12 protein-coding genes and 1 pseudogene are annotated in these 12,112 nt (G+C 74.7%); 10 read left to right on the top strand and 3 right to left on the bottom strand.

From position 1 onward, the window contains the following. Nucleotides 1-16 precede the first annotated feature (16 nt). The 9 genes and pseudogenes from ACFV8H_RS27830 (at nucleotide 17) to ACFV8H_RS27790 (ending at nucleotide 7,738) form a co-directional block, all read left to right on the top strand. On the top strand, nucleotides 17-442 hold the full coding sequence (locus ACFV8H_RS27830; protein ID WP_375893480.1) for a phage tail protein: 426 nt from the start codon (nucleotides 17-19) through the stop codon (nucleotides 440-442). A 50-nt stretch (nucleotides 443-492) separates the two neighbouring features. Next, the gene (locus tag ACFV8H_RS27825; protein WP_360244219.1) at nucleotides 493-1,215 is read left to right on the top strand and encodes a LysM peptidoglycan-binding domain-containing protein; all 723 of its coding nucleotides are present in this window, start codon (nucleotides 493-495) and stop codon (nucleotides 1,213-1,215) included. Continuing rightward, nucleotides 1,212-2,990, top strand: a complete 1,779-nt coding sequence (locus ACFV8H_RS27820; RefSeq protein ID WP_380405164.1) for a VgrG-related protein — start codon at nucleotides 1,212-1,214, stop codon at nucleotides 2,988-2,990. The genes ACFV8H_RS27825 and ACFV8H_RS27820 overlap by 4 nt, the downstream gene beginning before the upstream one ends. An 89-nt stretch (nucleotides 2,991-3,079) precedes the next feature. Next, entirely contained in the window at nucleotides 3,080-3,391 is a 312-nt protein-coding gene (locus tag ACFV8H_RS27815; RefSeq protein ID WP_380405161.1) for a PAAR domain-containing protein, read from the top strand. Then, nucleotides 3,388-3,840: a GPW/gp25 family protein gene (locus ACFV8H_RS27810; protein ID WP_380405158.1), complete on the top strand. Its 453-nt coding sequence runs from the start codon at nucleotides 3,388-3,390 to the stop codon at nucleotides 3,838-3,840. Before ACFV8H_RS27815 ends, ACFV8H_RS27810 begins: the two co-directional genes overlap by 4 nt. Beyond that, nucleotides 3,840-5,801 carry a putative baseplate assembly protein gene (locus ACFV8H_RS27805; RefSeq protein ID WP_380405156.1) on the top strand — a complete coding sequence of 654 codons (1,962 nt, stop codon included), beginning with the start codon at nucleotides 3,840-3,842 and terminating at the stop codon, nucleotides 5,799-5,801. Before ACFV8H_RS27810 ends, ACFV8H_RS27805 begins: the two co-directional genes overlap by 1 nt. Further along, nucleotides 5,798-6,367: a phage tail protein I gene (locus ACFV8H_RS27800; RefSeq protein WP_380405153.1), complete on the top strand. Its 570-nt coding sequence runs from the start codon at nucleotides 5,798-5,800 to the stop codon at nucleotides 6,365-6,367. Before ACFV8H_RS27805 ends, ACFV8H_RS27800 begins: the two co-directional genes overlap by 4 nt. Before the next feature lie 3 nt (nucleotides 6,368-6,370). Further along, nucleotides 6,371-6,436 (top strand): annotated as a pseudogene (locus tag ACFV8H_RS27795) (zinc-ribbon domain-containing protein); the annotation flags it as partial. Between the two features lie 534 nt (nucleotides 6,437-6,970). Further along, nucleotides 6,971-7,738, top strand: a complete 768-nt coding sequence (locus ACFV8H_RS27790) for an NADase-type glycan-binding domain-containing protein (RefSeq protein ID WP_380405200.1) — start codon at nucleotides 6,971-6,973, stop codon at nucleotides 7,736-7,738. Between the two features lie 25 nt (nucleotides 7,739-7,763). On the opposite strand, the gene ACFV8H_RS27785 is transcribed toward ACFV8H_RS27790, so the two are convergent. From ACFV8H_RS27785 to ACFV8H_RS27775, 3 genes are all read right to left on the bottom strand, one after another. Further along, nucleotides 7,764-9,488, bottom strand: coding sequence for an urease subunit alpha (locus ACFV8H_RS27785; RefSeq protein WP_380405152.1), 1,725 nt, complete (start codon nucleotides 9,486-9,488; stop codon nucleotides 7,764-7,766). Further along, the gene (gene ureA, locus ACFV8H_RS27780) at nucleotides 9,485-10,243 is read right to left on the bottom strand and encodes an urease subunit gamma (RefSeq protein ID WP_380405149.1); all 759 of its coding nucleotides are present in this window, start codon (nucleotides 10,241-10,243) and stop codon (nucleotides 9,485-9,487) included. Before ureA ends, ACFV8H_RS27785 begins: the two co-directional genes overlap by 4 nt. Nucleotides 10,244-10,318: 75 nt before the next feature. Further along, entirely contained in the window at nucleotides 10,319-11,521 is a 1,203-nt protein-coding gene (locus ACFV8H_RS27775) for an agmatine/peptidylarginine deiminase (protein ID WP_380405146.1), read from the bottom strand. 242 nt (nucleotides 11,522-11,763) lie between these two features. Here ACFV8H_RS27775 and tatA point away from each other — a divergent pair, with 242 nt between their 5' ends. Continuing rightward, nucleotides 11,764-12,069, top strand: coding sequence for a Sec-independent protein translocase subunit TatA (gene tatA / locus ACFV8H_RS27770; RefSeq protein WP_380405143.1), 306 nt, complete (start codon nucleotides 11,764-11,766; stop codon nucleotides 12,067-12,069). Nucleotides 12,070-12,112 lie beyond the last annotated feature (43 nt).

The raw sequence follows: 12,112 nt of genomic DNA, 5'->3' as shown, positions 1-12,112 counted from the left end.
GCAGGAGGCGGGGCCGATGACCGACAACATCTTCGCGAGCAGTGTGTTCTTCAGCCTGACGATCGGCGGGAACGACCTGGGCGAGTTCACCACCTGTTCGGGGCTCGGCGCGCAGGTCGAGATCGAGCAGTACGCGGAGGGCGGCAACAACGGGTTCGCCTGGCAACTGCCGGGCCGGATCACCTGGACGAACATCACGCTGAGCCGCGCGGTCACCGCGGACACCGCCAAGATCGCCCGGTGGCTGAACGAGATCGTGCGGAAGGTCGAGCCGAAGGACGGCGAGATCGTGGCGCTGCGGCCGGACCTGAGCCGGATCGTCGGCTGGCAGGTGCTCGGGATCGTCCCGGTGCGGTGGGACGGGCCGTCCTTCGACCCGTCGAGCTCGCAACCGGCCATGGAGTCCCTGGAGATCGCCCACGCGGGCCTGCGGCCGTCCTGAGGGCCACCCCTCACCCCCCTTCCCCTCTCCAAGACCCAAGGAGCAGCCAGATGTCCTCGGCGGTCCCCGCGAGCGTCACCCGGGCGCAACTGACCATCATGGAGCCGCCGGCCACCGTCGGCGCCCAGCCCGGCGGTGCGATCGCGCGGCTCCCGCTCCAGTTCAACCCGGCGACCCTGGTGCTGCGCAAGTCCACCGAGTGGCGGCGCACGCCGTCCCGGATGGCGGGCCAGTCGGCGCTGCCGGAGTTCGTCGGCAGCGGCCCGCGCTCGCTCTCCCTGGACGTGTTCCTGGACTCGACCGCGACCCACGACAACTCGGTGGAGCGGGCGGTGGAGCAGCTGATGACGGCCTGCGTGCCGACCCCGACGAGTCTGGCGCGCAAGACCCCGGCCAGCCCGTGGATCCGGCTGGACTGGGGCACCTTGAAGACGACCTCGTTCAACGGGGTGCTGACCGGCCTGTCCGTCACGTACACGCTCTTCGACGTGGACGGCAACCCGCTGCGCGCCGTCTGTTCGCTCTCCATCGACGAGGCGAGCGTGGACCCGGCCGGGCAGAACCCGACCTCCGGCTCCCCGGAGGCCCGCAGCACCCACCGGGTGATCGCGGGCGACAGCCTGCCGCTGCTGGCCTGGCGGGCGTACGGGGACGCGACGGCCTGGCGGACCATCGCGGAGGCGAACGGCATCGACGACCCGCTGGTGCTGGTCCCGGGCGCGGAGCTGATCGTGCCGGGCATCGACGAGCTGACCCGGGGCGGTGCGGCATGACCACTCCCGAGGCCCGAGGCGGCCGGCCGTTCGCCGCGGATCCCGTCGTCGAGGCGCCGGGGCCGCTGCCGCCGGTGTGGGCGGCGCAGCTGGTGTCCTGCGACATCGAGGAGAGCGTCGGCCTGCCGGACACGGCGGTGCTGAGTTTCCGGGACGCCGACCACACCTTCCTCTCCGCGACCGGGATCACCATCGGCACCGAGCTGCGGGTCTCCGTGGTGACCGTCCAGGGCAACACCCGGGCGCGGCTGTTCACCGGGGAGGTGACGGCGCTGGAGCTGGAGGTGGACACCACGGGCTCGTACACGGTGGTGCGGGCGGCGGCGGTGACCCACCGGCTGATGCGCGGGCGCCGGGTGAAGGCCTTCCGGAACATGACCACCGCCGACATCGTGCGCGAGGTCGCCGCCGGCGCCGGCCTGGCCTGCGGGCAGGTCGACTCCTTCCCGGTGGTGCATCAGCAGCTGTCCCAGGCGAACGTGCCGGACTGGGAGTTCCTGCAGTTCCTGGCGCAGGAGAGCGGCGCGCAGGTGCGGGTGGACGACGACGGCAAGCTGGAGTTCGTCCGGCCGCAGCCCGCCTCCTCGGCGCCGGCGCCGAGCACGCCCGCGCCGCAGAACCCGCTGGTGCTGGAGTACGGGCGCAACCTGCTGGAGCTGCGCGGGGTGCTGACCGGCGCGGCCGGTGCCGACACGGTCGAGGCGCGCGGCTGGAACGTCACCACCAAGAGCGCCCTGGTCGCCACCGAGCCGTCGGTGGCCTCGACGACCGTGCTGCCGGGGCTGAGCCCCTCGGTGGTGGCCTCGGCCTTCCCCGGCAAGGCCCGGCTGACCGTCGCCGACACCCCGTACCGCACCCAGGCCGAGACCGCCGCCGTCGCCCGTTCGCTGGCCGCCTCGGTGGCCGGGGGCTTCGGCGAACTGGAGGTGGTGGCCGAGGGGAACCCGCGCCTGCGGGCGGGCACCGCCGTCGCCCTGGGGAACGTCGGCGCGGCCTTCTCCGGCCGCTACACCGCCACCGGGGTGCGGCACCTGCTGGAGCCGTTCCGCGGCTACCGCACCACGGTGGTGGTCAGCACCTCGCCGGACCGTTCGCTGGCCGGGCTGACCACCGGCGGCAACGCGCCGCCGCGCGGCCCGCGGATGCCGGGCCTGGCCGTCGCCGTGGTCACCGACGTCCGGGAGCCGGGCGCCGACCAGCGCGGCTGGGTCCGGTTGAAGTTCCCCTGGCTGGACGACAGTTACGTCTCCGACTGGGTGCGCACCGTGCAGTGGGGCGGCCACGGGGGCGGCGGCGTGGTCAGCCCGGAGGTCAACGACGAGGTGCTGGTGGGCTTCGAACAGGGGGACCTGGACAGCCCGTACGTGCTGGGCGGGCTCTACAACGGCGTGGACCGGCCCTCGCCGCACGACGTGCCGCTGGTCGACGCGACCGCCGGCAAGGTCAACCGCCGTTCCGTGGTGTCCCGTTCGGGCCACCGGCTGGAACTGCTGGACGTTCCTGGCGGCAGCTCCGGGGTCCGGCTGGCCAGCGGCGACGGGAAGCTGGAGGTCCGGCTGGACCAGCAGCGCGGGGAGATCCTGCTGACCGTGCACGGCGGGGTCGGCGGGGCGGGCAGCACGGTGCGCCTGACCTCCTCCGGCATCACCCTGGACGCGGGCACCGGTGAGGTGAACGTGCGCGGCGGTTCGGTGAACGTGCGCGGCACGACGGCCGTCACCGTGGACGGCGGGGCCGAGGCCGTCCTCAAGGGGGCCTTCGTGCGCATCAATTGACGGATCATCAAGAGACGCAGCAAGAAGCGCAGCAGGAACCGCAGCAGGAAAAGTGCCCGGCAGGGCGCCCTCGGAAATGGAGACCGCACATGCCCCCCGCAGCCCGGACCGGGGACCCGACCGACCACGGCGGCGTCCTCACCACCCCGCCGCCGGGTGCCCTCAAGGTGGCGACGGTGCTGATCGGCGGCCGCCCCGCCGCGGTGGCGGGCACCGTGCACGCCTGCGTCCCGCACGTGGAGATGGGCCCCGCCAACCTGGTCGAGCCCGACCTCGGCGGGGTGACCAGGGGAGTGGTGCTGATCGGCGGCCTGCCCGCGGCCCGGATGCGGGACAAGACGACCTGCGGTGCCCAGATCATCGCCGGGGCGTTCAACGTGCTGATCGGCGGGGACATATGAGCAACGACTTCATCGGCCGCGGCTGGGCCTTCCCGCTGCGGGTGAACGCCACCGGCGGGATCGGCATGGTGGAGCGGGACCGTGAGCTCGCCGAGGCGATCCGGCTGATCCTCGGCACCGCCCCCGGCGAGCGGCCGATGCGCCCCGAGTTCGGCTGCGGCATCCACGAGTACGTCTTCGCCCCGGGCGACAGCACCACCGCCGGGCGGATCGCCCGCGAGGTGCGGATCGCGCTGGAACGCTGGGAGCCGCGGATCACCGTCGACGACGTGGTGATCGCCTTCGACCGGGTCGACGAGGGCACGCTCTACATCGACGTCCACTACACCGTGCGGGCCACCAACGACCGCCGCAACCTGGTCTTCCCCTTCTACACGATCCCGGAGTCCCCGGAAGCGGACATCCCGGACCCGGAACGGGCCGCCGCCGCGAACGGAGGTGCCCGCTGATGGCACTGCCCTCCCCGAACCTGGACGACCGCCGGTTCCAGCAACTCGTCGACGAGGCCAAGCGGTACGTGCAGCAGCGCGCCCCGGAGTGGACCGACCACAACGTCTCCGACCCGGGCGTCACCCTGATCGAGACCTTCGCCTACCTGGTCGACCAGCTGCTCTACCGGCTGAACCGGGTGCCCGAGAAGAACTACACCGCCTTCCTGGACCTGCTGGGCATCCGGCTCTTCCCGCCCGCCGCGGCCCGCGCCGAGGTCGACTTCTGGCTCTCCGCCCCGCAGCCCGAGACGGTCCTGCTGCGGGCCGGCACCGAGGTGTCCACGCTGCGCACCGAGACCGACGAGGCGGTGGTCTTCGCCACCGCCGAGGACCTCCCGGTCGTCCCCAGCGCGGTGGAGCGGCTGGTCACCGTCTCCGCCACCGGCGAGCAGGCGGACGTCACCGGCCGGCTGGCGGACGGCGCGGACGTGCGGTGCTTCCAGACCCGCCCGGCGGCCGGGGACGCCATGCTGTTCGCCCTGCCCGCCGTGGTGCCGCGCTGCATCCTGGCCGTGCGGCTGGACAGCCGGGTGGAGGGCGTCGGCGTCGACCCGCGCCAGCCCCCGCTGGTCTGGGAGGTGTGGGACGGCGCCCGCTGGATCGCCTGCGAGACCGGCAGCGACACCACCGGCGGCCTCAACCGGCCCGGCGAGGTGGTGGTGTTCGTACCCGCCGGGCACACCGCCTCGGTGGTGGCCGGGCGGCGGGCCGGCTGGCTGCGCTGCCGGGTGACCGAGCCCCGGCCCGGCCAGCCGTTCTACTCCGAGTCCCCGACCGTGCGCCGGGCCGAGGTGTTCACCGTCGGCGGCACCGCCACCGCCGCGCACGCCCGGACCGTCACCGACGCGCCGCTGGGCACCTCGGAGGGCGTCGCGGGCCAGCGCTTCCGGCTCGCCCGGCCGCCGGTACTGCTGGACGGCGGAGCACCGGCGGTCGAGGTCTCGGCCGGCGACGGCTGGCAGCGCTGGACCGTCGTCGAGCACTTCGGCGACTCCGCGCCGACCGACCGGCACGTGGTGCTGGACGCCACCAACGGCGAGTTCCTGTTCCCGCCCGCCGTCCGGGAGCCCGACGGCAGCCTGCGCGCCTTCGGCGCGGTGCCGCCCAAGGGCGCCCGGCTGCGCGTCCCGCAGTACCGCACCGGCGGCGGGATCGCGGGCAACGTCGCCCGCAACACCGTCACGGTGCTGCGCAGCTCCGTCCCGTACGTGGCCCGGGTGGACAACCGGGAGGCCGCCCGGGGCGGGGTCGACGGCGAGACGGTCGAGAACGCCAAGGCGCGCGCCCCGCACCAGCTGCGGCTGCAGGAACGCGCCGTCACCGCCGGGGACTTCGAGCTGATCGCCCGGCAGGCCGCGCCCTCCGCCGCCCGGGTCAGCTGCGTGCCCGCCACCGGCGGGGAGGCCGGGGCCGTACGGGTGCTGGTGGTGCCGGACGCCGTCGCCGACGAGGGCGAGCGGCTGCGTTTCGAGCAGCTCATCCCGGACGAACAGGTGCTGGCCGAGGTGGCGGCCGCGCTGGACGAGCGGCGGCTGATCGGCACCCGGGTCCTCGTCCAGCCGCCCGCCTACCAGGGCGTCACCGTGGTCGCCCGGCTCACCACCCGCGCCGCCGACCCCGACCGGGTCCGCGAGGCGGTGCTGGACGCGCTCTACCGCCACCTCAACCCGCTGCGCGGCGGCGCCGCCGGCACCGGCTGGCCGTTCGGCCGGGCGGTGCAGTACGGCGAGGTGTTCGCGGTGCTCCAGCGGGTGGCCGCCGTCGCGGGTGTCGAGGAGCTGCGGCTCTTCCCGGCCGACCCGATCACCGGACGCCGGGGCGCGCCCGCCGAGCGGGTCGACGTCCCACCGGACGCCCTGGTCTTCTCGCACCAGCACCAGGTCGTGGTCACCGCCGTCACCGAGGACGGCACCCCATGACCAGAGCCGCCGTCCCCGGGCTGCCCAGCCCGCACCCGATCGGCGAACTGCTGCCCGCGCTCTTCGCCGACGACGACTTCGCCCAGCGCTTCACGGCCGGCCTGGACACCGTCCTCGCCCCGGTCTTCGCCACCCTGGACAACCTGCCCGCCTACTTCCGGCCCGAGCTCGCGCCCGCCGACTTCCTCGACTGGCTGGCCTCCTGGGTCGCGGTCGAGGTCGACCCGGCCTGGCCGGAGGAGGTGCGCCGGGCGGTGATCGGGCGCGCCGTGGAACTGCACCGCTGGCGCGGCACCCGGCGCGGGCTCACCGAGCGGCTGCGGCTGGTGCTGGGCGCCGGGGCCGAGATCACGGACGGCGGCGGCGCCGCCTGGTCCACCGACCCCGACCCCGACCGCGCCCTGCCGCCCGCACCGGGCGGCGGGGTGCTGGTCCGGGTCTGGCCGCTGGGCGGCGCGGGGCTGGACGAGGACCAGGTGCTGGCCGTCGTCCGGGCCGGCTGCCCGGTCCACCTGACCTGCCGGGTCGAGATCCTGCCCGGTCCACCCGGGCGAGCGGAGGGCTGACGGATGCCGGTGTGTCCCGAATGCGGTACGGCCAACGCGGAGGGCGACGACTTCTGCGGCAACTGCGGCGCCTACCTGGGGTGGTCGCGACGCGCGCCCGCCGCGGGGGCCGGGCCCGCTCCGGTGGCCGGGCCCGCGCCCGTACCGGCCTCGACGGGGTCCGAGCCCGAGCCCGCTGCGCCCGAGCCTGAGCCCAAGGCCGAGCCTGCCGTGCCCGGGCCTGCTGCGCCCGAGCCGGCCGCCCCCGACACCTCGCGGACCTGGCGGAACGTCTCCCGGCGGGTCACCAGCCGGAGTCGGCGCACCCAACCGCCCGTCGCCCCGGAGCCTGTCGCGGTCCCGGAAGTCGCGGTCCCGGAACCCGCCGCGGCCGTCGAGGAACGGCCCGTCGAGAAGCGGCCCGCCGAGGAGCCGCCGTCCCCGCCGTCCGTCGAGACCTCGCGCTCGACCTCCACCCGGGCGCGGCCCGTACCGGCTCCCGCAGCGGAGCCGAGGCCCGGTCCCGTTCCAGAGCCCGCCCCGGCCCCGGCCCCGGTCCCTGAGCCGGACCCGAAGCCGCGACCGCCCGCCGCACCGCCGACCGAGCCGACCGACCCGGTCGCCGTGCAGCCCGCCAAGCCCGTCGCGCCGCGTCCCGTCGTCCGGGCCTCCGCCGTCGAGGAGGCCCAGGACGGCCCGCCCTGCCCGCGCTGCGGCACCCCCAACCTGCCCGAGCGCCGGTTCTGCCGCCGCTGCGCGGCCCCGCTGACCGTCACCGCGGCCGCCCCGGAGCTGCCCTGGTGGCGCACCCGGTGGCCGTTCCGGCGCCGGGTGCGGATCGGCGGTTCGGGCAACGCGCTGCGCCGCACCATCGCGCTGATCGTGCTGCTCGCGCTGGTGGTCGCGGGGGTCCTGCTCTACCCGCTCGGCAAGAACGCCTACCAGGACGTGCTGGACAAGCTGGGCAGCACCGCGCCGATCTCGCCCTCGCTGACCACGGCGTCGGCCGCGGTCGAGGGGCACCCCGCGAGCGCGGCCGACGACGGCCTCTCCAACACCTACTGGGGCGCGCCCGCGATCGGCGACTCCGTCGACTTCACCTTCCGCACCCCGTTCCGGCTGGTGGACCTGATCGTCCACACCGGCGCCTCCGCGGACCCGGAGCAGTTCCGGCAGCAGGCCCGCCCGCTGGTGCTCGCCCTGGAGGTGACCGCCTCGGACGGCGAGGTGCACCGCAAGCAGGTCACGCTCAACGACCAGCCGGGCCCGCAGACGGTGGCGACCGGCATCAGCGACGTCGTCCAGGTGAAGCTGACCGTCCGCGAGGCGGCGGGCACCGGCCCGGGCCGCACCGTCGCGCTGGCCGAGGTGGAGTTCTTCAAGCGGACGTGAAGGGGTGCCCGCCGCCGCGGCGGGGTCAGAGGAAGTAGAGGCGGTTCAGCGAGACCTCCTCGGCGGGGTCGGAGTGCAGCGGGGTCCCGTCGAGGGTGACCAGGCCCCGCTGTCCGTCGACCATGATCTGCCCGAGTCGGCTGTTGCGGACCAGGTCGGCCGGCCCGATGCCGCGGGTGTGCCGGACGGCGACCCGTCGGCGCCGGGTGGTCATCCGGTCGTACGGCCGGTCGCCGGTGCCCGCCTCGGCGGCGGCGCGGCTGGTGAAGGCCACCGAGAGGTCCGCCGGGGTGGCGCCGTGGGCGCCGAACAGCGGCCCCAGGACGAGGGGTTGGCAGCTCTCGGTGGCGGCGTTGGGGTCGCCGGTGACGCCGTACGCGGGGAAGCCGGCCTTGAGCACCAGGTACGGCTTGGCACCGAAGGAGGCCGGGTTCCACAGCACCAGGTCGGCGAGCTTGCCGACCTCGACCGAGCCGACCTCGTGCGAGAGCCCGTGCGCGATGGCCGGGTTGACGGTGAGCTTGGCGATGTAGCGCAGCACCCGCTCGTTGTCGTCGGACGGGCCGTCGCCCTCCATCGGTCCGCGTTCGGCCTTCATCTTGCCGGCCATGGCGAAGGTGCGGCGCACCGTCTCGCCCGCGCGGCCCATGCCCTGGGCGTCGGAGGAGGTGATGCCGATCGCCCCGAGGTCGTGCAGTACGTCCTCGGCGCCCATCGTCCCGCCGCGGATGCGGTCGCGGGCCATGGCGGCGTCGCCGGGCAGGTCGGTCTTGAGGCCGTGGACGGAGACGATCATGCCGTAGTGCTCGGCGATCGCGTCCCGCCCGTACGGGAGGGTGGGGTTGGTGGAGGAGCCGATGACGTTCGGCACGCCGGCCATCTTGAGCACGTTGGGGACGTGCCCGCCGCCGCAGCCCTCGATGTGGAAGGCGTGGACGGTCCGGCCCTCCAGCACCCGCAGGGTGTCCTCGACCGACAGGCACTCGTTCAACCCGTCGGTGTGCAGGGCCACTTGGACGTCGTGGACCTCCGCCACGGACAGCGCGGTGTCCAGTGCGCGGGTGTGCGCGCCCATGTCCTCGTGCACCTTGAAGCCGCAGGCGCCGCCCTCGGCCAGCGCCTCCACCAGCGGCGCCGGGTGGGAGGACGAACCGCGGCCCAGGAAGCCGATGTTGACGGGCCAGGCGTCGAAGGCGTTGAAGGCGTGGCGCAGCGCCCAGGGCGAGTTGACGCCGACGCCCCAGGCCGGGCCGAACTCCTGGCCGATGATGGTGGTGACGCCGGAGGCCAGCGAGGCCTCCATGATTCGCGGGGACATCAGGTGGACGTGGGTGTCGATGGCCCCGGCGGTCAGGATCAGGCCCTCGCCGGAGACGATCGCCGTCCCGGTGCCGACGACCACGTCGACGCCGTCCAGGGTGTCCGGGTTGCCGGCCCGCCCGATCGAGGCGATCCGGCCCTCCCGGATGCCGATCGAGGTCTTCCGGATGCCCTGGATCGCGTCGATCACCAGCACGTTGCTGATGACCAGGTCGCAGGTGTCGCGGACGGCGGCGGCCTTGAGGTGGAGGCCGTCGCGGGCGGTCTTGCCGAAGCCGGTGAGGAACTCGTCGCCCGGCCGCTGGGAGTCGGACTCGACCCGGACGACCAGCCCGCTGTCGCCGAGCCGGACCCGGTCGCCGGCCCGCGGGCCGTGCACGGCGGCGTACTCGGCCGCCTCGATCGACGCGCTGCCGCTGCTGCTGCTCACCGCTGGCTCTCCTCCGCCTCGTCGTCACCATTGGCGCTGCCCGCGCCGTTCGCACTGCCCGCAGCGCTCGCCCTGCTCGCGCCGAGGTAGCCCTGTTCGGCCGCCCGGCGCAGCGCCTCCCGCCGGACCCGGGGCGAGTCCAGCGGACCGTCCACCAGCCCGGCGAAGCCGATCGCGACCCGCTCGCCGCCGATCGGCACCAGCCCGACCTCGACGTCCGAGCCCGGGTCGAAGCGAACGGAGGAGCCGGCCGGGACGGCCAGGTGCATGCCGTACGCGGCGGCGCGGTCGAAGGCCAGCCGCGGGTTGGCCTCGAAGAAGTGGAAGTGCGAGGTGACCGAGACTGGGACGTCCGCGGTGTTGCGGACGGTCAGCGTGCGGACCGGCGCGGGCACCGGCTCGGCGCCGCGGCCGGGGAGCACCGCGCCGGGGGCGGCCTCGCCCAGGCCGCCCCCGCCGAACGGGTCGGCGATCACGGCGAGCCGGGTGCCGTCCTGGAACACCGCCTCGACCTGGATCTCGGTGACCAGGTCGGGGACGCCGGGCAGGACGTCGGCCGGGGAGAGCACCGAGCGCCCGCGGGCGACGGCCTCCGCCAGCCGCAGGCCGTCGCGGGCGGCCTCGCAGACGGTGTCCGAGATCAGCGCGGTGGCCTCGGGGACGTTCAGCCGCAGGCCGCGGGCGCGGCGGGCACGGGCGAGTTCGGCGGCGGTGAAGATCAGCAGCCGGTCGCGTTCGGTGGGGGTCAGCTGCACAAGGGGTCCCTTCTCCCTCGGTGCGGGGCGGCGGTGCCGGGTGGCGGTGCCGGCCGTCGGTACCGGGGGTGGGGGTCAGGCGGCGGGCTGGTCGTGGGTCGAGCAGTGGATGCCGCCGCCGCCGGAGGCGATGGTGTCGATCTGCACGGGGACGATCTCGCGGTCCGGGAACTGGTCCTTGAAGACCTCCTGGGCGTGCCCGTCGGCCTTGGCGTCGCCGAACAGCGGCAGGTAGACGCCCTTGTTGCCGATGTAGAAGTTCATGTACGAGGAGACGAAGGCGTCGCCCCGACCGGTGATCCGGTCCGGGTCCGGCTGGCTGATCTCGATCACCTTGAGCTTCTTGCCGGTCGCGTCGGTGGCGTCCGCCAGTACGGCCCGGGCCTGGTCGGCGGAGCGGGACCAGACGTCCGCGGGCATGCCGGGGAAGGCCCGGTCCAGGAAGACCACGCCGGGGGCGGCGAAGCGGGCCAGGCAGTCGACGTGGGCGTCGGTGATGTCCTTGCCCTTGACGCCGGCCAGCCAGATCACCTTGGTGATGCCGAGGGCCTGCTTGAGCTCGGCCTCGATCTGGTCGCGGTCGCGGCCCGGGTTGCGGTTGGCGTTGACGATCGAGCTCTCGGTGACCATCAGGGTGCCCTGGCCGTCGGTCTCGAAGGACCCGCCCTCGGCGACCAGTTGGGTCGCAACCCGCTCGATCCCGTACTTGTCCAGGACGGCGCGGGCGATCCGGGCGTCGTTGTCGTGCTGCTGCTTGCCGCCCCAGCCGCTGAAGTTGAAGTCGACGCCCTTGACCTTTCCGCCCTCCTCGACGAACACCGGCACGGTGTCGCGGGCCCACAGGTCGTCCACCGGGACGGACAGCAGCTCGACGTCCTTGCCGCAGGCATTGCGGGCGGAGTCCTCCTGGCCGGGGCGCACCAGCAGGACCACCGGTTCGCGGCTGCCGATGGCGCGGGCCACCGAGGCGATGTCCTTGCGGACGCTGCCGAGCTGCTCGCCCCAGACGTTCTCGGAGGCGGGCCAGGCCATGAAGGTCCGCTCGTGCTTCTCCCACTCGCCGCCGAGCCGGCGTCCGCCGGTGGGGGAGGGGGCCGCCGTCGCGGACGGTGCGGCGGTGGCGCTCGCGGACGGCTGCCCGGCGGGGGCGGAGGACGGGGACGCGGGCTCGGCCGCGTCGTCGCCGCCGGAGGCACAGGCGGTCGCGCCGACTGCGATCAGGCCGGCGCCGGCGAGGGAACGCAGCACCGTGCGGCGCGCGAGGGAGGACTGGGACACGGTGGACTCCGGTGGGCCGAGGGTGGATCCGGTCCGGCGCGGCGGGCGGGGCCTCCGGGGAGTGCTGCGCGCTGCGCCGATCGGCGGCGGGCACGGCGGCCCGGGCATCGCCGGAACTGCACTCTCGCATTGACTGAAAAATCAGTCAAGCTCTACGGTGAAAGCACCCAAACCATCCCGAGACGACCCGGGCCGCCGCACGCGGCCCCGGTCCCGACGACGAAAGGCCGGGTGAGGCGACGATGCTGCGCAATGGACTGGAGCCCTGGCACCTGCTGGTGGTGCTGGCGGTCGTGGTGCTGCTCTTCGGTTCCAAGAAGCTGCCCGACATGGCGCGCGGACTGGGGAAGTCGATGCGCATCCTCAAGGCGGAGACGGCGGCCATGCGGGAGGAGGACCAGCCCGCCGCCGCGTCCGGGGCCGCCGTGCCCGCGACTCCTGCGGCAGGGACTGCTGCGGCGCCTGCGGCCGCGACTGCCGTTCCGGGGGCTCCTGCGCCCGGAACCCCCGCCCCCGGGGCGTCCGAACCGGTCCGGCGCCCGGTCTGACCCGGGCCGCCGGTCAGCGCCGAGGGCCCGTCGCTCCCACCCG

Origin of the sequence: Kitasatospora sp. NPDC059827 (genome assembly GCF_042731675.1) — a bacterium.
In the GTDB taxonomy this organism is placed as follows: Bacteria; Actinomycetota; Actinomycetes; order Streptomycetales; family Streptomycetaceae; genus Kitasatospora.
This window is presented reverse-complemented; position numbering and strand designations above follow the sequence as displayed.